The 24,716-nt window shown below is 45.1% G+C and carries 17 protein-coding genes; all 17 read left to right on the top strand.

Annotated elements, in window-relative coordinates:
• Positions 1-836: 3-isopropylmalate dehydrogenase (leuB, locus tag ABUA34_RS01820; protein ID WP_349822763.1), on the top strand; the 836-nt coding region annotated here is incomplete at its 5' end.
• Positions 837-863: 27 nt separating this feature from the next.
• Positions 864-2,534, top strand: a complete 1,671-nt coding sequence (ilvD, locus tag ABUA34_RS01825; RefSeq protein WP_015533540.1) for a dihydroxy-acid dehydratase — start codon at positions 864-866, stop codon at positions 2,532-2,534.
• Between the two features lie 33 nt (positions 2,535-2,567).
• A complete protein-coding gene (gene ilvB, locus ABUA34_RS01830) occupies positions 2,568-4,241 on the top strand; it encodes a biosynthetic-type acetolactate synthase large subunit (RefSeq protein ID WP_022216081.1) in 1,674 nt (557 codons plus the stop codon).
• 525 nt (positions 4,242-4,766) lie between these two features.
• Positions 4,767-5,849 carry a 3-phosphoserine/phosphohydroxythreonine transaminase gene (gene serC, locus ABUA34_RS01835; protein ID WP_015533539.1) on the top strand — a complete coding sequence of 361 codons (1,083 nt, stop codon included), beginning with the start codon at positions 4,767-4,769 and terminating at the stop codon, positions 5,847-5,849.
• A 30-nt stretch (positions 5,850-5,879) separates the two neighbouring features.
• Complete coding sequence (locus ABUA34_RS01840; protein ID WP_015533538.1) at positions 5,880-7,046, top strand: phosphoglycerate dehydrogenase; 1,167 nt, start codon at positions 5,880-5,882, stop codon at positions 7,044-7,046.
• 26 nt (positions 7,047-7,072) lie between these two features.
• Positions 7,073-8,164, top strand: coding sequence for an aspartate-semialdehyde dehydrogenase (asd, locus tag ABUA34_RS01845; protein ID WP_015533537.1), 1,092 nt, complete (start codon positions 7,073-7,075; stop codon positions 8,162-8,164).
• Between the two features lie 221 nt (positions 8,165-8,385).
• A complete protein-coding gene (locus ABUA34_RS01850) occupies positions 8,386-12,645 on the top strand; it encodes an Ig-like domain-containing protein (protein WP_349822764.1) in 4,260 nt (1,419 codons plus the stop codon).
• A gap of 193 nt (positions 12,646-12,838) precedes the next feature.
• A complete protein-coding gene (locus ABUA34_RS01855; RefSeq protein WP_015533536.1) occupies positions 12,839-13,405 on the top strand; it encodes a P-loop nucleotide/nucleoside kinase family protein in 567 nt (188 codons plus the stop codon).
• A 41-nt stretch (positions 13,406-13,446) separates the two neighbouring features.
• Positions 13,447-14,682: a DUF1015 domain-containing protein gene (locus tag ABUA34_RS01860; protein ID WP_015533535.1), complete on the top strand. Its 1,236-nt coding sequence runs from the start codon at positions 13,447-13,449 to the stop codon at positions 14,680-14,682.
• Between the two features lie 19 nt (positions 14,683-14,701).
• Positions 14,702-16,585, top strand: coding sequence for a GlgB N-terminal domain-containing protein (locus tag ABUA34_RS01865; RefSeq protein WP_022216085.1), 1,884 nt, complete (start codon positions 14,702-14,704; stop codon positions 16,583-16,585).
• A 15-nt stretch (positions 16,586-16,600) separates the two neighbouring features.
• Positions 16,601-17,512: a mechanosensitive ion channel family protein gene (locus ABUA34_RS01870; protein ID WP_055144080.1), complete on the top strand. Its 912-nt coding sequence runs from the start codon at positions 16,601-16,603 to the stop codon at positions 17,510-17,512.
• Between the two features lie 134 nt (positions 17,513-17,646).
• Positions 17,647-18,801: a CobW family GTP-binding protein gene (locus ABUA34_RS01875; protein WP_349822765.1), complete on the top strand. Its 1,155-nt coding sequence runs from the start codon at positions 17,647-17,649 to the stop codon at positions 18,799-18,801.
• 31 nt (positions 18,802-18,832) lie between these two features.
• Positions 18,833-19,792 (top strand): TIGR03943 family putative permease subunit, encoded by a 960-nt coding sequence (locus ABUA34_RS01880; RefSeq protein ID WP_015533531.1) that lies wholly within the window; start codon positions 18,833-18,835, stop codon positions 19,790-19,792.
• A gap of 181 nt (positions 19,793-19,973) precedes the next feature.
• Positions 19,974-22,283: a DUF8725 domain-containing protein gene (locus ABUA34_RS01885; protein ID WP_349822766.1), complete on the top strand. Its 2,310-nt coding sequence runs from the start codon at positions 19,974-19,976 to the stop codon at positions 22,281-22,283.
• On the top strand, positions 22,283-23,248 hold the full coding sequence (locus ABUA34_RS01890) for an ABC transporter ATP-binding protein (RefSeq protein WP_349822767.1): 966 nt from the start codon (positions 22,283-22,285) through the stop codon (positions 23,246-23,248). The genes ABUA34_RS01885 and ABUA34_RS01890 overlap by 1 nt, the downstream gene beginning before the upstream one ends.
• Positions 23,226-24,116 (top strand): ABC transporter permease, encoded by an 891-nt coding sequence (locus ABUA34_RS01895; RefSeq protein ID WP_349822768.1) that lies wholly within the window; start codon positions 23,226-23,228, stop codon positions 24,114-24,116. The genes ABUA34_RS01890 and ABUA34_RS01895 overlap by 23 nt, the downstream gene beginning before the upstream one ends.
• Before the next feature lie 120 nt (positions 24,117-24,236).
• On the top strand, positions 24,237-24,716 hold a 480-nt coding region (locus ABUA34_RS01900), incomplete at its 3' end, for a magnesium chelatase domain-containing protein (protein WP_349822769.1).

Below are 24,716 nucleotides of genomic sequence, written 5' to 3' on the forward strand. Positions count from 1 at the left end.
GGTATAAGCTCCCTCCAAATCTCCGCCCGGAGGCAGGACTGTTAAAGATCAGAAAAGAGCTTGGCCTCTTCGCAAACCTTCGTCCAGCCAATCTCTACGATGAGCTGAAGGAGGCATGTCCACTTAAGGCTGAGATCGCAGAGCGCGGATTTGATATGATGATGATGAGAGAGCTCACCGGTGGTCTCTACTTCGGCGAGAGACACACAGAGGAGGTTGACGGAGTTATGACAGCCGTTGATACCCTCACATACAATGAGAACGAGATCAGAAGAATAGCCATCAAGGCATTTGACATAGCTATGAAGAGAAGAAAGAAAGTCACATCCGTTGACAAGGCCAATGTCCTTGACTCATCAAGACTCTGGAGAAAGGTCGTTGAGGAAGTGGCAAAGGATTACCCTGAGGTTGAGCTTGAACACATGCTCGTAGACAACTGCGCGATGCAGCTTGTGAAGGATCCTGCACAGTTCGATGTGGTCCTCACAGAGAACATGTTCGGAGACATCCTCTCAGACGAGGCGTCCATGATCTCAGGTTCTATAGGAATGCTTTCATCTGCATCACTTAACGAGACAAAGTTCGGTATGTATGAGCCATCAGGCGGATCGGCACCTGACATAGCAGGCCAGAACAAGGCGAATCCGATAGCAACCATCCTGTCTGCGGCAATGATGCTCAGATACACATTTGACCTCGACAAGGAGGCAGATGCAGTTGAGAACGCTGTAAAGACGGTTCTCAAGGACGGATACAGAACAATAGATATCCACTCAGAGGGAACACAGCTCGTAAGCTGTTCCGAGATGGGTGATCTTATCTGCGAGAGAATATAGAAAGGACCATTATTGGAGGAGAATAAGATGAAGAGTGATAATGTTAGGGTTGGAATGCAGCAGGCACCACACAGATCTCTGTTCAACGCACTGGGCATGACAAAGGAAGAGATGGAGAGACCTTTAGTAGGTATCGTATGTTCATACAATGAGATAGTTCCAGGTCACATGAACCTGGACAAGATAGCACAGGCAGTAAAGATGGGAGTTGCCATGGCGGGTGGTACACCTGTTATGTTCCCGGCGATCGCTGTGTGTGATGGTATAGCAATGGGACACATCGGAATGAAGTATTCACTGGTTACAAGAGATCTGATCGCAGACTCAACAGAGGCTATGGCTATAGCACATCAGTTTGACGCGCTCGTCATGATCCCTAACTGTGACAAGAACGTTCCAGGACTTCTCATGGCAGCAGCCAGAGTAAATGTCCCAACAGTATTTGTATCTGGCGGCCCTATGCTTGCCGGACACGTAAAGGGAAATAAGACAAGTCTTTCAAGCATGTTCGAGGCTGTAGGTTCATACGCAGCCGGAACCATGACTGAGGAGGATGTATACGAGTATGAGTGCAAGACATGTCCTACATGCGGATCATGTTCAGGTATGTACACAGCAAACTCTATGAACTGTCTGACAGAGGCTCTTGGAATGGGACTTCCTGGAAATGGAACAATCCCTGCAGTATATTCAGAGAGACTTAAGCTTGCAAAGCATGCAGGAATGGCAGTTATGGATATGTACAGAAAGGGCATCAAGCCTAGAGACATCATCACAAAGGAGTCAATCATCAACGCTCTTACAGTTGATATGGCACTTGGATGTTCAACCAACTCTATGCTCCACCTTCCAGCCATCGCACATGAGATCGGTTTCGACTTTGATATCTCATTTGCAAATGAGATCAGCGCAAAGACACCTAACCTGTGTCACCTTGCTCCTGCAGGCCACACATACATGGAGGATCTCAATGAGGCCGGTGGTGTGTATGCGGTTATCAAGCAGCTTGCAGATGCAGGACTCATCAACAAGGACTGCATGACAGTTACAGGCAAGACAATAGGAGAGGCTGTTGCCAATAGTGTAAACAAGAATCCTGAGGTCATCAGACCTATGGACAATCCATATACAGTTACAGGTGGTCTGGCTGTACTCAAGGGTAACCTTGCACCAGACGGCTCTGTAGTAAAGCGTTCAGCAGTTGTGCCTGAGATGCTGGCTCACAAGGGCCCTGCAAGGGTATTTGACTGTGAGGAGGACGCAATCGCAGCTATCAAGGGCGGCAAGATCGTAGAGGGTGACGTGGTAGTCATCAGATACGAGGGACCAAAGGGAGGCCCTGGTATGAGAGAGATGCTCAACCCTACATCAGCCATCGCTGGTATGGGACTTGGTTCATCAGTTGCCCTTATTACAGACGGAAGATTCTCAGGAGCAAGCCGTGGAGCGTCCATCGGACATGTATCACCTGAAGCTGCTGTGGGCGGACCTATCGCTCTTGTTGAGGAAGGCGATATGATCGAGATCGATATCAACAACCTCAGCATCAAGCTCGATGTCTCAGACGAGGAGCTTGCAAAGAGAAAGGCTGCATGGAAGCCAAGACAGCCAAAGGTTACAACAGGCTATCTTGCAAGATACGCAGCTATGGTTACATCAGGCAACAGAGGTGCTGTTCTTGAGGTGCCAAAGAATTAATTGATCACAATTAAGGGAAAAGGAGAAAGTAAGATGTCAAAGATATCAGGTTCTGAAATTGTTATAGAGTGCCTTAAAGAACAGGGCGTTGACACCGTGTTCGGTTATCCGGGAGGAACTATCCTCAACGTATATGATGCCCTCTACAAGCACCAGGATGAGATCAACCATGTGCTCACATCACATGAGCAGGGGGCTGCCCATGCGGCAGATGGATATGCCAGAGCTACAGGCAAGGTCGGCGTATGTATGGCCACATCAGGTCCGGGTGCCACCAACCTTGTAACAGGTATAGCTACAGCATACATGGATTCCATTCCTGTTGTGGCAATAACAGCAAATGTAGGTGTAAATATGCTCGGTAAGGACAGCTTCCAGGAGGTAGACATTGCAGGTGTTGTTATGCCTATCACCAAGCACAGCTTTATCGTGAAGCACATAGATGATCTTGCACCGACCATCAGACGTGCGTTCAAGATCGCAAAGAGCGGCAGACCTGGCCCGGTGCTTGTGGATATAACAAAGGATGTAACCGCAGCGGAGACAGAGTATATACCAGAGACACCGGAGGTCATCGAGAGAAAGACAGACACCATCCGCGAGGAGGATGTGAACAAAGTCCTTGAGATGATCAAGGTTTCAAGAAGACCATTTATCATGGCAGGTGGCGGATGTATCATCTCTGACGCATCAGCAGAGCTTGCAGAATTTGCAGATAAGGTGGATGCACCAGTGTGCGATACACTTATGGGCAAGGGCGCATTTGACGGAAGAAGCGAGAGATATACAGGCATGATCGGTATGCACGGAACAAAGGTGTCCAACCTCGGTGTGTCAAGGGCAGATCTTGTGATCGTTGTTGGTGCCAGATTCTCAGACCGAGTTATCGGAAATGCATCCAAGTTCGCGCCAAATGCAAAGATCATACATATAGATATAGATGCAGCTGAGATAGACAAGAACATCCCTACAAATGCCAGCATAGTCGGCGACGCAAAGGAGGTCCTGAAGCTCCTCAACAGCAAGCTTGCCGCCCAGTCCAACAAGACATGGATGTCTGAGATCGAAGACCTCAAGAAGCAGAATCCTGACGTGTACAGCTTTGACACACTGAACGGACCTGCAGCTATCAAGAAAATCTACGAGCTTACAGAGGGTGATGCGATCATCACAACAGATGTCGGACAGCATCAGATGTGGGCAGCCCAGAACTATACATTCAAGGAGCCTAGGACATTCCTGTCATCAGGCGGACTTGGAACCATGGGTTACGGTGTTGGCGCAGCTATCGGAGCAAAGTACGGTAGACCTGATAAGACAGTCATCAACATAGCCGGTGACGGATGCTTCAGAATGAATCTGAACGAGATAGCAACAGCTGCGAGATACAACGTGCCTATCATCCAGGTAGTCCTGAACAACCACGTACTTGGAATGGTAAGACAGTGGCAGACACTGTTCTATGACCACAGATATTCCAACACCGTGCTTGACGATTCGGTAGATTTCGTCAAGGTAGCAGAGGGACTTGGTGCCATGGGAATCAGAGCCAACACCCTTGATGAGTTCGAGGCAGCAATGAAGACAGCCCTGACAGCAGGCAGACCTGTGGTAATAGATGTAACAATAGCGGGAGACGACAAGGTATGGCCAATGGTAGCTCCGGGAGCAGCCATCGACACCTGTTTCTCAGAAGACGATATGTAATATATGTCAATATAAGCTCGGAAAGGCACCATATTTGTGCGCGTACAAAACATAGATATGGTGCTTATATATATAATCCCTACTTGCCGACAGGCGAAAAGAGTGCTATAGTACAGGGATATAAGCGATAATAAAGTTGTTTTACTTGATAATATAAGAATTTAGTAAAAATAACTTGTTAATCGCAAGCGAGATACACCAAAAAAACAAAGATAAGTCAGAATTTTCATATAAATGGGAACGAAGGACATTTTTGTTAAGTAAAATATCTCGCACACATTTTATTAGGTCATAAACAGATGATTTCGTAAATAAAGTAAATTAGCCTGTGTTTCGCTGCCTATATCGTTCGAAGGACATTCTCCTCCGCCGGTCCTTAGGTGGCGCTGTAGGCGGCACCTTAGTACCGCTGCAGGAGGAGACGAGCGGGAGCGCTCCGCAGAACGATATAGGCAGCGAAACACAGGCTTACATACATTAAAACGAAATCATCGTCACAACTAAAAAGAAGGAGAGATAACAAAAATGGCAAGAGTGTACAACTTTTCAGCAGGCCCTTCAGTTCTTCCTGAGGTGGTATTAAAAGAGGCAGCAGAAGAAATGCTTGATTACAAGGGAACAGGCATGAGCGTAATGGAGATGAGCCATCGATCTAAAGCCTTCGACAATATCATCAAAGAGGCAGAGAAGGATCTCAGAGATCTCATGAACATACCTGACAACTACAAGGTGCTTTTCCTTCAGGGAGGAGCTTCACAGCAGTTTGCAGCAATTCCAATGAATCTCATGAAGAATGGCGTAGCTGACTACATCATAACAGGTCAGTGGGCAAAGAAAGCATACGAAGAAGCAAAGAAATATGGAAAGGCAGTTGCAGTTGCATCATCAGCAGACAAGACTTTCTCATATATCCCAGACTGTTCAGATCTTCCGATCGATGACGATGCTGATTATGTTTACATTTGTCATAACAATACTATATATGGAACAACATACCACACACTTCCTAACACAAAGGGCAAGATACTCGTTGCAGATATGTCATCAGACATTCTCTCACAGCCTGTAAATGTTGAGGATTACGGTATGATCTACTTCGGAGTTCAGAAGAACGTTGGTCCTGCAGGCGTAGTAGTGGCTATCATCCGTGAGGATCTTATCAGAGATGACGTAATGCCATTTACACCAACCATGCTCAAGTACAAGACTCAGGCAGATGCAGACTCACTCTACAACACACCTCCATGCTACGGCATCTATATCTGTGGCAAGGTATTCAAGTGGGTTAAGGAGATGGGCGGCCTTGAGGCTATGAAGGCTCACAACGAGAAGAAGGCCAAGATCCTCTATGATTTCCTCGACAGCTCAGAGCTCTTCAAGGGAACTGTAGTAAAGGAAGACCGTTCACTCATGAACGTACCATTTGTAACTGGTGACGCAGACCTTGATGCAAAGTTCGTCAAGGAGGCTACAGAGGCTGGATTTGTCAACCTCAAGGGTCACAGAACAGTAGGTGGTATGAGAGCATCTATCTACAACGCAATGCCTATCGAGGGTGTTGAGAAGCTTGTAGAGTTCATGAAGAAGTTCGAGGCAGAGAACAAGTAATATATTGTAACAGAAAAGGGAGAAAAAGACATGTCAGTAAAGATTAATTGCTTAAACCCTATCGCCAAGTGCGGTATGGAGCTTTTACCTGATACATATGAAGTAACAGACAATTTCGCAGATGCAGATGCAGTTCTGGTCAGAAGTGCATCCATGCATGATCTTGAGCTGTCAGACAACCTTCTGGCAGTAGCCCGTGCAGGTGCAGGTGTCAACAACATTCCACTTGATAAGTGCGCTGAGAAGGGTATCGTAGTATTTAACACACCAGGAGCAAATGCAAATGGTGTTAAGGAGCTTGTAGTAGCAGCGCTCCTCATGGCTTCAAGAGATCTCGTTGGCGGTTACAACTGGGTCAAGGACAATGCCGCTGAGGCAGATATCGCCAAGATGGTGGAGAAGCAGAAGAAGAACTACGCAGGCAATGAGATCCTTGGCAAGAAGCTCGGTGTAATCGGACTTGGTGCCATTGGAGCAAAGGTTGCAAATGTTGCGCTTAAGCTCGGCATGCAGGTATACGGATATGATCCATATGTGTCAGTAGATGCAGCATGGGGACTTTCAAAGGATGTAAAGCACATCACAAATGTAGAGGATATCTACAGAGACTGTGATTATATAACAGTTCATGTTCCAGCTCTTGACAGCACAAAGGGAATGATCAATGCAGATGCATTTGCACTGATGAAGGACGGCGTGAAGATCCTCAACTTCGCAAGAGACGTACTGGTCAACGATGAGGATATGAAGGCGGCACTCGACTCAGGCAAGGTTGCAAAGTATATGACAGACTTCCCTAACCCGGCTATAGCAGGTTACAAGAACGTGGTAGCATTCCCACATCTTGGAGCTTCAACAGCAGAGTCAGAGGACAATTGTGCAGTTATGGCTTGTAAGGAGATCAAGGCATACATCAACGATGGAAACATCAAGAACTCTGTAAACTATCCAAACGTAAACATGGGACAGTGCAGTGATGTAGCCAGAGTTACTATCTGCCACAAGAACATCCCTAACATGCTCACCCAGTTCACAGGAGTATTCTCCAAGAAGGGCGGCAATGTATCAGGAATGATCAGCAAGGCAAAGGGCGATTACGCATATTCTATCCTTGATATCGGTGTAGAGCCAACAGCAGACGACATCGCAGAACTCTCAGCAATCGAGGGAGTAGTTAAGGTAAGAGTCATAAAGTAATAAAAGATAAATAGGAGAGAAGAAAAATGAGTGACAAGTTAAAGGTAGGTATCCTTGGCGCAACAGGTATGGTAGGTCAGAGATTTATCTCACTTCTTGAGAACCATCCTTGGTTCGAGGTCGTTACAGTTGCAGCCAGCCCAAGAAGCGCAGGCAAGACATACGAAGAGGCAGTTGGTGACAGATGGAAGATGGATACACCGATGCCAGAGGCAGTTAAGAAGCTTGTAGTATACAATGTCAATGAGGTTGAGAAGGTCGCAGCCACAGTTGATTTTGTATTCTCAGCAGTAGATATGACAAAGGATGAGATCAAAGCTATAGAGGAGGCTTATGCCAAGACAGAGACTCCTGTAGTTTCAAACAACTCAGCTCACAGATGGACTCCTGATGTTCCTATGATGGTTCCAGAGATCAATGCAGACCATGCAGAGGTTATCGAGTTCCAGAAGAAGAGACTTGGAACAGAGAGAGGATTTGTTGCAGTTAAGCCTAACTGCTCAATCCAGAGCTACGCACCGGTACTTACAGCATGGATGCCATTTGAGCCATACGAGGTTATCGTAAGCACATATCAGGCAATCTCAGGAGCAGGTAAGACATTCAAGGATTGGCCTGAGATGCTTGGCAACATCATCCCATATATCGGCGGTGAGGAAGAGAAGTCAGAGAAGGAGCCACTCAGAATCTGGGGTAAGGTAGACAAGGAGAATGGTGTGATCGTTCCTGCAGAGGGAATCACTATCACAAGCCAGTGTATCAGAGTCCCAGTTCTCAACGGACATACAGCAACTGTATTCGTAAAGTTCAGAAAGAACCCTACAAAGGAGCAGCTTATCGAGGCTATGACAAGCTTCAAGGGCGCGCCTCAGGAGCTTGGTCTTCCAAGTGCACCAAAGCAGTTTATCCAGTACCTTGAGGAGGACAACAGACCACAGGTTGCTCTGGACGTTGACTTCGAGAAAGGTATGGGTATCAGCGTTGGACGTCTCCGTGAGGATTCAGTATATGACTGGAAGTTCGTTGGCCTTTCACACAACACTGTAAGAGGTGCTGCAGGTGGTGCAGTTCTCTGTGCAGAGCTTCTGAAGGCTAAGGGATATATCACAAAGAAGTAATAAATTATATGGATATTTGAAGTGTCTGTGCTAACAATATCATAAAGATTTGCCGGGATAATGTTGCTGCTATGAAGTGAACATGTTCCGGCAATTTTTTTGTTTTGCATGGCGTTATATTATGCAGTATTATTGATAACATTATGTTGACATTGCACAAACAGGTATACTAAAATTAGATTAATTGTAAATAAACCATGAATTACTAAGGGAGGTATTTTATGAGAAAAGGGAAGAGATGGCTGGCAGCGGCTGTGAGTGCAGCGATGATTGTCCAGTCAATGGCCAGTGTTGGCCCGGTTTATGCAGCGGATGATGGCGTATCCATAGCTGACACGTTTACGGATTCGTCGTTTAGAAGCTATGTGTCGAGTAATTTCGATACAGACAGTAATGGTTATCTGTCAGATGCGGAGATCTCGAATGTAACATCTATAGATGTTTCGAAGTGTTCTCCTGCTATATCAAGTTTGAATGGCGTAGAATTGTTCACCAATCTGTCAAAGCTGGATTGTAATGAGCAGTCTATAAGGAATCTTGATATAGAGAATCTTGAGAATCTTGAATATATAGATGTCTCAAGTAACAGAATAGACAGTCTGACATTGCCGGTAAGTGCAGAGAAACTTACATATCTTGATATAAGTGGAAACAAGATCACAAGCCTTACATCTCTGGCTGATTACAATAATCTTGTACTGCTCAATGCCAATTCAACAAACCTTTCATCGATAGATGTCAGCAATATGAAGGGGCTTAAGGTGCTTGGCGTAAGTGGAACCACCATATCAACACTTGATCTTGGCTCAAACATGGAGCTTACAACACTTTATTGTGACAGCATGCGTTCACTGCCTGTCCTTGATGTGTCAGGTCATGAGAAGCTTAAGAATCTTTATTGTGCTGGAGCAAAGAGCGACAGTGGAGTTGTTGTTCGTTCGTCAATTACCAAGCTTGACGTATCCGGTGATATAGTCCTTGGTTCGCTTGATTGTTCAAATAGCTATGTGGCTGAGCTGAACATAGACAATACCCCGGCGCTTACAACACTTGATTGTTCTAACACGAGACTTACATCAATAGATGTGTCAAAGAACACAAGTCTTAGCTACCTTGATGTCAGCAGCAATGTTCTGGGTGCGGTGGATTTTACTGCGAATACAGCACTTAGAGAGCTTTATGTCAAGGATACTGGCATAAATAAGCTTGATGTATCTACTCTCACCAATCTGGTTAATCTTGACGCATCATCAAATTCTCTTGCAGAGCTTGATATAGCATCAAACAGTTTATTGGAGAAGCTTTATATTTCAGACAATAATATCCAGGGTATAAAGCTTGATGGTCATCCTGACCTTAAAGAACTTGAGATTGACAACAACAATCTTGTGGCCATAGATATATCAGTGTGTCCTAAACTTTATGGCGATGATGGTGTGTTCAGTTGCAGTGGGAATAGCAGGGATATAACACTTGATACTACGAACTATGATTATGATTTTAGCGATTTTTCAAAAGTCTATGGTTTGCATAAGGCGTGGTATGACTATGAACTTCCTGTTGCTGTAGATAACAACGGCAAGCCTTTAACGGATGATAATGGGGTTGAAATTCATAAACGAAACAGGAATACTACAGGATACGCAGGAATACAGGGCATAGATGCCAGCAATGAGGCGTCATCCGTGACTGGAGGACAGCTTGATGGATATATATTTACAGCGGAGCCGGATGCGGAGAAGATTACATACAATTACTATACAGGAGCAGGAATGGGGAAGGTCAAGTTCACACTCAACATTCTTAACCCGCTCAAGGTCACAGTATGGTATACAACTGATGGAAATGTTGTAAAGTCAGACAGTTCTACACTCAGCTTCAGAGTTGGTGATACGACTACACTTACAGCTACGGATGACGAAAAGAATCCACACAAGAACATAACATGGAGTTCGTCAAATGAAAGAGTTGCACAGATAGACAGGGAGACAGGAGAACTGACCTGTGTTTCGGCGGGAACAGCTCAGATTAACATTCTGCTGAATGATCGTGCTATAGGATATGTGAATATGGAGTGTCACAAGCCTGTTACCGGACTTTATCTTGTAGATCAGAACGAGAAGGATGATGCAGGCAACCAGATAACATACGAGAATGGCGCAGTCATCAACATGGACTGTGGAACATATCCAAGAAATGGCTCTAAGAAGCTGGATGTAAAGTGTGTTACCGAGGATGGTCTTGCGTCCAAAGAGATATCAGGATTCACTTGTAAGGTGACTGATGCGTATGGCAAAGAAAACAATAAGGTTTTGTCGTTTAATACATCAAGTAAGACTATAACAACAAGAGGTGCAGGAATCGCATTCCTTCATTTTACATCAACTGATAATCCTGATGTAGAGACAGTAATTCAGGTAAATGTTGAACAGAGAGTAAACAGCGTGACACTTTCACAGTCTAGAATGACGATCATTGCAGGTGGAAGCAGTAATCTCGTTGCTACGGTTTCTCCAAATACTGCAGTGGAGCAGAGCGTTGTATGGTCATCATCAAATGAGAGCATTGCTACGGTCGATGCCGAGGGAAATGTGAAGGCAGTCAATCCGGGAGAAGCTGATATCATATGTACATCTGTTGATACTGAGCAGGTGTACGGCAAGTGTCATGTGACTGTACAGCCGCCTGTAAAAGGTTTGACTCTCAATATGAACAGTGCAGAATTGCTGCTCGGAGCAGATACGGAAAGCAGAACAGTATCACTTGAGGCTGTTATCGATGCGGATGATGCAAGTATTTACAAGAATTTGAAGTGGACATCGTCAGATACAAACGTTGCTTCGGTGTCATATAGTTCAACAGATAAGACAAAGGCTACAGTTACTGCCAGATCAGCAGGAACTGCTGTTATCAGATTTTCAATTTCAGATGATGAGTATGTGGATTGCAACATTACAGTAAAGCAGAGAGTTACAAGCCTTAGAATAAACAGAGACAAGACAACAATATATGCTGGTGATACACTGCAGGTAACAAGCACTGCATCCCCTGCAACTGCATCGAATCAGGAAGTCATCTGGACATCATCAGATGAGAGTGTTGCAAGCATTGACAAGGATGGTTTGATAACAGCCCTCGACAGAGGAACCACAGTTATCACAGCTACAGCAGTTGATGGAAGTGAGAAAACAACATCATTCACTCTTACAGTAAAGAAGTATGTAAGTGCTATAACACTTGACAAGGAGAAGCTCACTCTGTATGTGGGTGAACGAGGAACTGTTAAGCAGACCGTACTTCCAGAAGATGCAAATGACAGAAATGTTATATGGCAGTCAAGTGATCCGGGTGTTGCAACAGTATCAAACGGAACAATAACAGGTGTTAAAGCCGGAACAACAACAATAACATGTACTGCAAGAGATGGAAGTAACATATCAAAGACATGTGAGGTCACTGTTATTCAGCAGATTTCATCCATAGTTCTTGCTGAGACTAACAAGACAGTAAATGTTGGCGATAAATTTGTAGTAAATACAACTATCAATCCAGAGGATGCAGCCAGTGCAGCACTGAAGTGGACATCATCAAGTGATGCAGTTGCAACAGTAAATGAGAACGGTGAGATAGTAGCTAAGGGCCGTGGTACAGCGACAATCACATGCGAGGCTGTCGAAGGCATTGAAGGAAGAAAGGCCAAGGCAGCTCTCAGACTTACAGTTAACCAGCCGGTTACAGGAATAAAACTTAATCAGACAAAACTGAATCTGTTTGTGGGTAAACAGGGCAGAATAACATCGACTGTAGCTCCTGCTAACGCAAATAACAGAAATGTTGAGTGGACAACTTCTAACAGCAAGGTAGCAACTGTAAACAATGGTACTATCACAGCAGTATCAAAGGGAACAGCAGTTATCACATGTAAGGCTAAGGATGGAAGCGGCAAGCTTGCAAAGTGTACTGTTACGGTTTCACAGCCTGTAACATCCATCAAGCTCAATGCAACAAACAAGACTATCAAGAAGGGTGCGACATTCACACTCAAGGCAACTGTAGGTCCTGCAGCGGCAAACAATAAGGCGGTTACATGGTCATCATCGAACACCAAGGTTGCAACAGTTTCGTCAACAGGAGTTGTCAAGGCTGTTGGAAAGGGTTCGGCAGTTATCACATGTAAATCAAAGGACGGAAGCAATATTACTGCCAAGTGTACAATCAATTCAGTTATTATGGTTTCTTCGATCAAGTTAAACAAGAAGACAGCAACCATAAAGAGAAAGGGAAAGATAACACTCAGGGCAACAGTAGGTCCTGCAACTGCAAACAACAAGGCAGTTACCTGGGTTTCCTCAAATAAGAAGATAGCTACTGTAACAACAAGAGGAACAGTAGTAGGTAAGAAGAAGGGGCGTGCGGTAATTACATGTAAGGCTAAGGATGGCAGTGGTAAGTATGCAAAGTGTACAATCAGAGTAAAATAAAAATATAACAACATACAGTTGGGAGATATGATCTTAACCGTCAGGCCTGCAAAACAGGTCTGACGGTTTTTTACGTATATTGTTCTTTGCTGTTCTTTATTTTTATTTAACGTTAAAAAATGTTGTAAGCAAATAGCAATTGTGATAAACTATTAGAAAAATTGATTTCATTTACATGGAGGCATTTATAGATATGAAGAAGCTTATTTTAGTTACATCACCACCAGCATGTGGAAAGACATTTATTTCAAAGCAGGTTGCAAAGGCACTTCACAATTGTGTATACCTTGACAAGGATACACTTATCGTACTTTCAAAGCAGATATTTGTAGTTGCCGGACAGGAGTACAACCGTTCATCAGACTTCTTCCAGAAGGAGATCAGAGATTACGAGTATTACTGTGTGCTGGATCTTGCATTTGAGGCATTGGATTACAATGATACAGTTCTCATCAATGCTCCGTTCACAGAGGAGATCAGAGATGATGAGTATCTTGACAATCTTCGCGCTAAGCTTGCAGAGAAAGATGCAGAGCTCTTCGTTATCTGGGTAAATACAAGAAAAGATGTATGTCATGAGAGAATGATCAAGAGAGCTTCAGACAGAGATACATGGAAGCTTGAGCACTGGGATGAGTACATCAACAGCCAGAACTTCAATCCGCCTACAAACATCAAGGATCTCTTCATATTCGAGAACTCATCAGAGGAGGAATATGAGGATTCGATCAAGAAGGTTGTCAAGGCTGTGAGAGGTTAATTGGCACATACAATAAAATATTTATGACAGGAGTAGAGAATATGGCAACAATCAGAAGTTTTAGAGCCTATAGACCGAGACCAGATGTTGCAGGCAGAGTAGCTGCCTTGCCATACGATGTGTATAACCGTCAGGAAGCAGAGATAGAGGTCAAGCGCGAACCATTATCATTTTTGAAAGTGGACAGAGCAGAGACATCCTTTGGACCAGATGTGGATACATATGCTCCATGTGTATATGATAAGGCTGGTCAGCTGCTTCAGGGCATGATAGATGATGGAACATATATCATGGAGCGCAGACCAGTCTATTATATTTATGAGCTTATCATGGATGGCAGGCATCAGACAGGACTCGTGGCATGTTCTTCTATAGATGACTATATGAATGGAGTCATCAAGAAGCATGAGAATACCAGAGAGGACAAGGAGATAGACAGAATAAAGCATGTCGAGGCATGCGGAGCGCAGACGGGACCTATATTCCTTGCGTACAGAGCGATAGATAAGGTTGACGAGATCATCGATAGAGTGAAGAAGGGTGATAAGTTGTACGGCTTCACATCACCTGACGGGATCACTCACAACGTATGGATAATAGATGGCCAGGAAGATATAGACACCATCAGAGCTGCATTTGAAGGAGTGGACGATATCTATATAGCGGATGGACACCACAGGGCGGCATCGGCCGTCAAGGCGGGAATCCATATGAGAGAGAAGAATCCGGGATATACCGGGGATGAGGAATTCAATTATTTCCTCTCTGTACTTTTCCCTCATGACCAGCTTATGATCATGCCGTACAACAGAGTGGTAAAGGATCTCAACGGACATGACAAGCAGGAATTCATGGATGAGGTTTCAAAGATATTTGATGTGACAGCCAGTGATGTTCCGGTGGAACCACAGGTCAAAGGACAGGTGGGAATGTACATGGATGGAAGCTGGTACAGACTGGATGTCAGAGAAGGTATTGTTCCGGATGATGTCGTGGGCAGACTTGACGTATCGGTACTTCAGGACAATGTGCTTGCACCGATACTTGGAATACATGATCCGAGAACTGATCAGAGGATCATGTTCGTAGGTGGAATCAGAGGACTTGCAGAGCTTGAGCGTCTGGTGGATGGAGGAATGGCGGTTGCATTCTCGATGTATCCGACATCCATCACTGAACTGTTCGACATTGCAGATGCGGGACTTCTCATGCCTCCAAAGTCAACGTGGTTTGAGCCAAAGCTCAGAAGCGGAATATTTATACACAAGATAGACTAACATTAGGAGAAGGGGTTTTATGGAGATATTTGTATTGAAATCAGATGAGGTTGCAGCGATAACAAGGGGTACGCATGGCAACCCTCATCATATTCTTGGTATGCACCAGTGTCTTAATGACTGCTATGTAAATGCATACCTTCCGAGGGCTACGGCTGCGTTTGTTCTCAGGATAAATGAAGAAACGGGCGAGCCGATATTTAAATATCCTATGACCGAGATAGGTTCACAGGGATTTTTTACAGTGAAGATCGAGGATAGCGGGGCATTTGCATATAAGCTCATAACAGAAGGCGAGCAGGCGGCTGAATTCTATGATCCGTATTCATTCGGATACAGCGTGGATCCAGTCAATGTCATGAAGGTGGTAAATGGAGACGATGGAATATTGTCGGATTTCCATGTAAAGGATCTGTTTGGAGCAAGACAGATCACGCTCGATGGTGTACAGGGTGTATCGTTCTGCATGAATATGCCGGGGGCAACCAGGGTCAGTGTGGTCGGAGATTTCAACGGATGGGATGGACGCGTGAATCCTATGAGAAGGATTGACTACACTGATATGTTTGAGCTGTTCATTCCGGGCGATCTCATGAATACCAGATACAAATTCGAGGCATTATACAGAGATGGAAATACAGATATATTTGCAGACCCTTACGCTGAGGTTTATGAGGTGGCACCGGGAAATGCGTCGGTACTTGCAAAGCTTGAGTATAGCTGGTTAGACTCTTCATATATGAAGAAGAGAGGCAGTGTATCTGCCCCGGTAAATATATATGAGGTCCACATGCCGACATGGAAGAGAAACTCAGATGGATATCCTCTTAACTATCTCGAATTTGGCAAAGAGGCTGCCATGTACGTGAAGAATATGGGATACAACTACATACAGTTTATGCCACTTATGGAATATAGAGATGACAATGGCTGGGGCTATGATACCGTGGGAATGTTCGCTCCGACATCGAGATTTGGAACACCTACGGAGTTCATGGCTATGGTCGACCATTTCCACAGCAAGGGAATAGGCGTTATCATGGATATGGTATCTGTGAGGGATGTGGATTGCATCGCATATTGGATAGACACATATCATCTGGACGGAGTAAGGCTGGAGGACGAGGAACTTATCAGAGCATTGAGAACAACCCTCGGCACTGCAGGCGATGCTGTCATGACAGATCTCAGGTGGAATAATGAAGCTGTGTCCAGAGTGACAGATTTCATGATGATACCTCCAGTGAACAGAGGAAGCTTTACGGATTATACATGTGGTATACCATTTGACGAGAATGATGATACCGTATGGGCGCTCAGCCATGATGAGGTTGCATATGAGCGTGGAAGTTACGCATCCAAGATGTCGGGTGGCTATGAGGACAAGTATGCTGATCTCAGACTTCTGTTTGGTCTCACCATGTCACTACCGGGAAGAAAGCTGACGTTTATGGGACAGGAATTAGGCGGATTTGCCGGGTTTGACGGAAGAACCCAGATCGACTGGTCGGTTCTTGAGTTCGATGCAAACAGCTATTTTCAGAAATATATAAAGGAACTCAACAAATTATACGATACAAAGAATGCTCTGTGCGGTGATGGCAGGGACCTTGCCGGCAGTGCACTTGATATACAGGAGAAGGGACAGGTAATATCATTTGTAAGACATGGTTTGGATGTCGCAGATGATGTGTATATTGTCTGCAACTTCGGACTTAAAAATGTGACAGGATATAAGCTTCCGGTTGAGACGGATGGAAAGTACAGAGAGATCTTCTCAAGTGATAACCTGAAATACGGAGGCGAGGGTAACAATAACAAAGGATATGAGACTGCTGCGGATGGCGTGATAGAAGTGAGTGCTCCTGCACTGTCATTTGCAGTGTTTGCCCATGTAAAATAGGAGGAATAGACATTTATGCTATTGATTGGTGATCTGTATAACATGGCGGCTGATACTGCGACCACAGAGAGTGTGGTCGGGGATGCGGTGAAGGAGGCCACGGATCAGGTAAGTATCGTAGGGCAGTATATCCAGAAGCTTACAGACTGGTGTATGTCCAAGCTTGGCAGTATAGTTGTGGCTGTCATATTCATGGTCGTCTGCTTCAAGCTGGTGAAGTTGCTGCTCAGGATACTCAGGAAGAGTTTTGAGAGGTCAAAGCTGGATCCAAGCGTTGCTGGTTTTTTCATATCTGCGGTCAAGATTGTTCTGAATGTGTTGATCGTGCTCACTGCGGCGAGCATTGTGGGATTTCAGATCACTTCATTTATAACTATACTAGGCACAGCGGGGGTTACCCTCGGACTTGCACTTCAGGGAAGTCTGTCGAATCTTGCGGGCGGCTTGTTGATTCTCATATTAAAACCATTCAGGGTCGGTGACTATATTGTGGAGAACAATACTCACTGCGAAGGAACAGTCGTGTCCATAGACATATTCTATACAAGGCTGATAACTTTCGACAACAAATCAGTCGTCATACCGAATGGCAACATATCCAACACATCCCTTGTGAATGTGACAGAGCATGATATGAGGAGGGTGGATATACCATTTTCTGTTGCGTATGATTCTGATATGGAGAAGGTCAAGAGGGTTACCATTGAGACCATTAAGGATGTGGATGGTTATCTTCCGGATGAGCAGATTCTGTTCTATATAGATGAATTTGCAGACAGTGGGATCAATATGTATGTGAAGTTCTATGCGACGATAGAGAAGTTTTTCGATGCCAAGTGGGATGCCATGTGGAAGCTCAAGAAGGCATTTGATGAGAACGGCATAGAGATTCCGTTCAATCAGGTGGATGTGCACATGAGACAATAGTTCATTAACACACATAAAATGCTTGATTTCTTGCAAAAATAAAGGCAATCGAGTATAATCATGTGGATGTAGGTATCAAAGACTGTGTATTTACTGCACAGTCTTAATATAAATTTGTTTAAGGAGTGATTGATATGACAAAGATTGATATTATCTCAGGCTTCCTTGGGGCCGGTAAGACAACGTTGATCAAGAAACTTATTGAGCAGGCATTTAAGGGCGAGAAGCTGGTTCTCATAGAGAACGAGTTTGGTGAGATAGGAATCGATGGCGGTTTCCTGAAGGATGCCGGCGTTCAGATCACAGAGATGAACTCAGGTTGTATCTGTTGTTCACTGGTCGGAGATTTTGGTACTGCACTCAAGCAGGTTATCACAGATTACACGCCTGACAGGATCATCATTGAGCCGTCAGGAGTTGGTAAGCTGTCTGATGTTATCAAGGCAGTAAAGGATGTATCAGGCAATCTTGATGTTGAGCTCGACAGCTACACAACAGTTGCCGATGTGTCAAAGGTTAAGATTTATATGAAGAACTTTGGCGAGTTCTTCAACAACCAGATCGAGAGTGCGAACACTATCATCCTGAGCAGAACACAGACTACTACACAGGACAAGATAGAGAAGGCTGTAGCCATGATCAGAGAGAAGAACGATCATGCAACCATCATCACAACTCCATGGGATGAGATCGATGGAGCAGCCATCAGAGAGGCTATGCAGAACTACAAGTCTCTTGAGGAGACAATGATGGATGAGGCTAAGAAGGGACATGATCATGACCACGACCACGGCGATGAGTGCACATGTGGCTGTCACGACCATGACCATCATCACGACCATGATGACGACCATGAGCATCATCACGACCACGATGAGCACGAGCATCACCACGATCACGACGAGCACGAGCATCACCACGACCACGATGACCACGATCATCATCATGATCACGACCATGGCGATGAGTGTACATGTGGCTGCCATGACCATGATCACCACCATCATCATGCAGATGAGGTATTTACAAGCTGGGGCAAGGAGACACCACACAAGTACAATGAGGACAAGCTCAGAGAGATCCTTGACACTCTGGCTGACACAGAGAAGTACGGTGTTATCCTCAGAGCAAAGGGTATCGTTCCTAGCGATGCAGGTGAGTGGCTGTACTTTGATCTTGTACCAGGCGAGTTCGAGATCAGAAAGGGCAAGGCTGACATCACTGGTAAGCTTTGCGTAATAGGAAGCAAGCTTAAGGAGGACGACCTTGCAGAACTGTTCGAGGTTTAAGCAGGTTGTTCTATGATAAGGAGTTAATATGATGGGACGTCAGAATAAAGAGATACCTGTATATGTGTTCATGGGATTCCTTGAGAGCGGTAAGACAACATTTGCCAAGGAGACCCTGATGGACAGAGGCTTTACAGGTGGAGCCAAGACACTTCTTCTCGTCTGTGAGGACGGAGAGGAGGAGTATGATCTTGAGGCTCTGAAGAAGGCTAATATATATACAGAGTTCATAGAGGAAGATCAGCTCACCACAGACCATCTCCTTGACCTTCAGGACAAATACAATCCGGAACAGGTCATGATCGAGTACAATGGTATGTGGAAGCTCGATAAGATATTTGAGATAAGGGTTCCAAAGGGATGGACGGTTGTCCAGGTTATCTCATTTGTGAATGCGGAGACATACGATGTGTACTCACAGAACATGAAGGCAACCATGGTTGAGCAGTTCAACAGTGCGGATATGGTCATCTTCAACAGATGTGATGAGAATTCCAAGATTCCTGAGTGGAGAAGATCCATCAAGGCGGTGAACAGAAGAGCACAGATCATCTTTGAGATGAAAGATGGCTCCATTGCACCTGAGACAAATGAACCTGAGGATCTGCCATACGATGTGAGCGCAGATGTGATAGAACTGCCGGATGACGATTTCGGTATCTGGTATGTGGATGCATCTGACATGAAAGAGAGATACGACGGCAAGAAGATCCACTTCAAGGCCATGGTGTTTAGACCAAAGCAGTACGGCAGCAATGCATTTGTTCCTGGAAGATTCGCCATGACATGCTGTGTTGAGGATATCCAGTTTGTCGGATTCAAGTGCTATTATCAGGGTGCTAAGAATCTTGTGGACAGACAGTGGGTTGATGTCACAGCCAAGATAGGCTACGAGTATTACCCAGATTTTGAAGGTGAAGGACCTGTTCTCACAGCAGAGAAGGTCACACTCACAAGTGCACCTGATGAAGAGGTAGTATATTTCAGTTAAGAGTTGAGCAGCTCCCTGAATACATGATATTTGATGTATCCGGGGAGCTTTTTTTTGCGCGGACGGGGAATGCCGGAAGAGCTTTGACGTGTCCTTACGAAAGTGTAAGTTGCGTTATTTACCGGCAGAATTTATTATAAGTTTAGTGTAAAAAATAAAGTCAAATTGGAAGGAAAGACTTATGATCAGATCGGCGAAACTTGCCTGTGGCGGTGCGGTTGCACTTATGCTGCTTGGAGGTATGATCTGTCCAGCTATGGCGGAAACGAACACAGATAGTGCATATGGACGGGTTGAACAGAGGATAATTGAAAATAACCCTGATTTTGATATACAGCTAAAGTATGGACTCAATGGATATGCGGTAAATGACAGAGGCAGTGTTATCAGGCTGGATATTGTGTGTGACACAGATTTTGCGGGAAATGTGTCTGTGCAGACGAGCTATTCCGAGGGTTTTGGCACAAAGAATATGACATATGCCAAAGATGTGGAATTCAAGGCGGGTGAAAATACAACGCTGGAATTCTGTGTCGACAATATGGGCTCCGGCATAGCAAAGGTTGAGATCAAGGACAGCGACGGAGTGCTGGTGTACTCAGAGCGGGATTCGCTGAGTATAGAGGGCAATGATATGGTAGCCGCAGTGGGAGTGATTAGTGACAGACAGGATGCCATGTCTTATATAGAGGATGTTTCCATGGACAATGTGTATGATAATGCAAAGGTAGAGACGGTTGCATTGTCACCTTCAGATATTCCTGAGTCCGAGGAGGGAATGGAGGCTATAGAGTATCTGTTGGTGGATGATTATGATCTGTCGGGCTTGTCAGAGAAGCAGAGTGCTGCCATAAAACAATGGGTGTACAGTGGTGGAGCTATGATACTGGCAAAATCGTCAGGTGAAAATGAACTCAGCAGCTTTGACGGGGACTTTGTCTCCGCTGTTAATGACACACAAAAGGTACATGAGCTGGACGGCTCAGATGGGTACTATCTGAATATGGGACATGGCAGGATCGTGGTGCTCCCATATTCACTTGCACAGACTGATGAGAAGGATAAGACTGCCCAGGCGCAGGCTGCTCTGGAGGCGGGCTTTACGGATATGACACATAACTGGATCGATGGAGGCTGGTATTATGGAGGCACATATTATGGATATGATGTGGCAAATGCAGCAAACAAGAGAAAGACCCCGTCACCTGTTGTCATTATGATCGTGCTGATCATATATATCATTGTGTGTGGCCCTGTGGCGTACATCGTCCTCAGCAGGCTCAAAAAGAAGGAGCTCATATGGGGAGTTATCCCGGTATGTGCAATTATCGGTACATGCGCCATATATATGGTAAGTCTCAAGTACAGAGTTACAAAGCCTATCGGACTTACATTTGTGGCTGCGGATATAAGCGGTGATACCAAGCGGGAGGATGCATATTCATATATAATAGGCGGCAGATCAGGCCAATACAAGATAGACATCAACAGCAAATATTCCAACATCGAGATGGATGATTCCATGGAATCCAGCTTTTATGACAATCTCAATGCGGTAAAAAATGATGGAAAAGATGGCGTTACACTGAATTATTACAGCAATCGTTCATTTGGCACTATATCAGCTAATGCAAGCTTTGCTGGAAGCAACGATATTGGAAGGATTCGGAAGAATTTGACATTATATACAGATGGCTTTGAGGGATCATTGACAAATGACACCTCGTACGATGTGGAGAATCTTGTGGTCATGTCCGAGGGATATTATTACGTTGCTGATGTCCTGAGAGCGGGAGATACCATACGGATAAGCAGGAAGAATACCCACAAATTTGACGGCGGATCCATACTTGACGGAATGAGATCATATTACACGAAGAAGTATGGTGAGGATTATTTCGGAGATGATGAATCGTCGGCGGAATGGTCCAGAAATTATTACATGCAGCTCCGGCTTGCCCAGTACAGTAGACTCGCTGCAGATGACGGCGTTGTGGCTGTGTGGGGAACCATACAGCGGGATCCGGATATGATGAGTGATGCCGATACGGAAAATTATGGCAGCTATATGGTATACGACATAGATACCCTAAAATATGAGGATGTGGATGGAGTTTATTATTACAGCATTTATGACAGGGATGAGAATGGAATCGGCGGATCAGATTATGGTGATGACGATCTGTTGATGTATTCTGAAACCGTGGACGTTAACATCAGATTTGGCAAGAATGATGATATAACGGAACTGATATACGATAAGGCCCAGGCGGGAAGCGGCAAGAACAAGGTCGTAGTGCAGATGCTCAACAGAGAGACCGGCGAATATGACGCGGTATTTGCCGATGGACAAACGATCATAAAGGGGCAGGAACTTGACAAATATATGTCGGACGGATGCCTGGCTATGAGATTTATATCTCCTCAGCAGGGAGACTATTATGTGGACAGTTACCTTCCACATATCAGTGCGAGGGGAGGTGTCCGGTAATGGTTGATATAGAAGAACTCACCAAGAGATATGGAAAGTTTGTTGCGCTCGATCATATGAATCTTCATATTGATAAGGGCGAGATATTCGGATTTGTCGGACCAAATGGTGCCGGTAAGACGACAACCATGAGGATCATGTGCGGACTCCTTAAAGCCACATCGGGAAAGGTCACCATAGACGGTGTAGACGCACTTGGCAGACCTGCGGATGTGAAACGGAAGATAGGATATGTTCCTGACTTTTTCGGTGTGTACGACAATCTGAAGGTCATGGAGTACATGGATTTTTATGGCTCCATGTACGGCATGAGCAAGCGGAAAGTGGAGAAGGTCGCAGATAAATATCTGGAGCTTGTCGCCCTTCAGGATAAAAAGGACGAGTTCGTCGACAGCCTTTCAAGAGGTATGAAGCAGAGACTCTGTGTAGCAAGAGCGCTCATACATGATCCCGAGCTTCTGGTGCTCGATGAGCCGAGTTCGGGTCTGGATCCAAGGTCAAGACATGATATGAAGAATATACTGCGTGATCTGAAGGAGATGGGCAAGACCATCGTGATAAGCTCGCATATTCTGCCGGAGCTTTCAGAGATGTGTACGAGTATAGGTGTCATAGACCACGGAAAGATAGTGGCCAGCGGAAGCGTGGATGAGATTGTAAATGGTGATAAGAACATGCCTCCTGTAAGGATAAAGGGATATATGTTGGGACTTGATGCGGAGGCCTCAGCCAACAGGATATCTGTCATTGTGAAGGAAAGATTCAATGTGGATCGCATAAGTATACAAGATGGAGAAATTCTTGTCTATTATTCAGGCACGAGGGAGTCTGACGCCGAGCTTCTCAGAAGTCTTGTGGACAACGGTGTGCACGTTCATCAGTTTTTCAGGGAGAAGGAAGATCTGGAATCCCTGTTCCTTAAGATTACGGGAGGTGAGAATCGTGGCGCGAAGAACAATTATTAATCCCATATTGAAGAAGGATATTCTGGTAAATGCGAGAAGTGCCAGAATGGTCGTGACGATAACAGTCATCAACTGCCTGTTTGCGCTGGTTGTCGGAATGCTCTTCATGACGAGCAGAGGCTCAGCATATCAGGTATATTATTCAAATATTGCACAGATGTTTCCTGTGCTTGCGGTGTGTGAGCTGTGCATAATAGGACTCATAGTTCCGATAATCACATCCACCTCGATATCCGGTGAGAGGGAGAGACAGACGCTTGAGATCATGCTGACGACTCCGGTAAGACCTATATCGATAGTTGCCGGAAAGCTCCTGTCGGCAGTTGCCACCACGGCAATGTATGTCATAGCAACTCTTCCGTTTATGGCGGTTGCATTCATAGTTGGAGGAATGGGCTGGGACGAACTGTTCAAATACCTTGGAATGGTTCTCTTTATAGATATATACGTTGGTAGTATCGGAATATTTTACTCCTGCGTGAAGAGAACTTCTGTGTCGGCGGCCATATCAACCATAGTGACTATAGCGGCTGTTGTGTTTTTATCATATGCGATAGGAAAAGTTTTTGAATCCATGATGTATATGTCGGACGGTTCAAGAAGCAGTTATGCTGCTTATATGATGGGAAAGGCAGTGTGCTATGCAGTCAATCCTGCCATATGGATAGCAGAAAATTTCATCAGATTGCTCAAGGATGAATCTGTGGTGGAAACCATGACGGGATACGGTAAATACACGAATTTCGTGGTGGATCATATGGCCGTGATCTCAGTGTGTGTGAATCTCGCAGCATCATTTGTGCTACTTAAGGTGGCTTCGGTGAAGCTGGTTAAGGGCAGCAGAAAAAGGGAAAAGTCAAGGATATGATATTCCAAACAGGTATACAAAATGGAGTTTGACTTGTGTTTGATTATGGGATATCCTTTTTAGTGTAATATGTGCTCCGGTGGAGAGGCTGCTCGGCAGAGCGGGAAGGAGCACTTGCTTATGTATAGTAAAGTATTAAGTGGACTTGTACAGGGAATCGACGGGACGCTCATATCAGTGGAGACGGATATACACGATGGGCTTCCCGTTATGAATATGGTCGGATACCTGTCTTCCTGCGTAAAGGAAGCAGGAGAACGGGTCCGGACTGCACTGCGCAATTCCGGTTTCAACATTCCTCCGAAGAGAATAACGATCAATCTCTTTCCGGCGGATATCAGAAAGGAAGGCACTGCCTTCGATCTGCCCATCGCAGCGGGTATGCTGGCGTCCATGGGCGTTATTCCAACAGACAATATAAAGAACATACTTATCCTTGGAGAGCTGGGGCTTGACGGACATGTGAATACGGTGAGCGGTGTGCTGTCCATAGTTCACTCTGCGTACAGCGAAGGTGTGAGGAGCTGTATAGTGCCGGCGGGGAATTCCAGAGAGGCCGCCATTATACGTGGGATGACTGTTATACCGGTCACAAGTATA

It is taken from the genome of Coprococcus sp. RTP21428st1_C9_RTP21428_210409, from assembly GCF_040227395.1.
Lineage (GTDB): Bacteria > Bacillota > Clostridia > Lachnospirales > Lachnospiraceae > Coprococcus > Coprococcus aceti.

What these genes read in the sequence shown, in the direction of transcription:
- ilvD (WP_015533540.1), top strand. Translation starts at nt 864, where the DNA reads ATGAAGAGTGATAATGTTAGGGTTGGAATGCAGCAGGCACCACACAGA.
- ABUA34_RS01870 (WP_055144080.1), top strand. Translation starts at nt 16,601, where the DNA reads ATGCTATTGATTGGTGATCTGTATAACATGGCGGCTGATACTGCGACC.
- ABUA34_RS01880 (WP_015533531.1), top strand. Translation starts at nt 18,833, where the DNA reads ATGGGACGTCAGAATAAAGAGATACCTGTATATGTGTTCATGGGATTC.
- ABUA34_RS01840 (WP_015533538.1), top strand. Translation starts at nt 5,880, where the DNA reads ATGTCAGTAAAGATTAATTGCTTAAACCCTATCGCCAAGTGCGGTATG.
- ABUA34_RS01890 (WP_349822767.1), top strand. Translation starts at nt 22,283, where the DNA reads ATGGTTGATATAGAAGAACTCACCAAGAGATATGGAAAGTTTGTTGCG.
- ABUA34_RS01875 (WP_349822765.1), top strand. Translation starts at nt 17,647, where the DNA reads ATGACAAAGATTGATATTATCTCAGGCTTCCTTGGGGCCGGTAAGACA.
- serC (WP_015533539.1), top strand. Translation starts at nt 4,767, where the DNA reads ATGGCAAGAGTGTACAACTTTTCAGCAGGCCCTTCAGTTCTTCCTGAG.
- ABUA34_RS01855 (WP_015533536.1), top strand. Translation starts at nt 12,839, where the DNA reads ATGAAGAAGCTTATTTTAGTTACATCACCACCAGCATGTGGAAAGACA.
- ABUA34_RS01865 (WP_022216085.1), top strand. Translation starts at nt 14,702, where the DNA reads ATGGAGATATTTGTATTGAAATCAGATGAGGTTGCAGCGATAACAAGG.
- asd (WP_015533537.1), top strand. Translation starts at nt 7,073, where the DNA reads ATGAGTGACAAGTTAAAGGTAGGTATCCTTGGCGCAACAGGTATGGTA.
- ABUA34_RS01860 (WP_015533535.1), top strand. Translation starts at nt 13,447, where the DNA reads ATGGCAACAATCAGAAGTTTTAGAGCCTATAGACCGAGACCAGATGTT.
- ABUA34_RS01885 (WP_349822766.1), top strand. Translation starts at nt 19,974, where the DNA reads ATGATCAGATCGGCGAAACTTGCCTGTGGCGGTGCGGTTGCACTTATG.
- ABUA34_RS01850 (WP_349822764.1), top strand. Translation starts at nt 8,386, where the DNA reads ATGAGAAAAGGGAAGAGATGGCTGGCAGCGGCTGTGAGTGCAGCGATG.
- ilvB (WP_022216081.1), top strand. Translation starts at nt 2,568, where the DNA reads ATGTCAAAGATATCAGGTTCTGAAATTGTTATAGAGTGCCTTAAAGAA.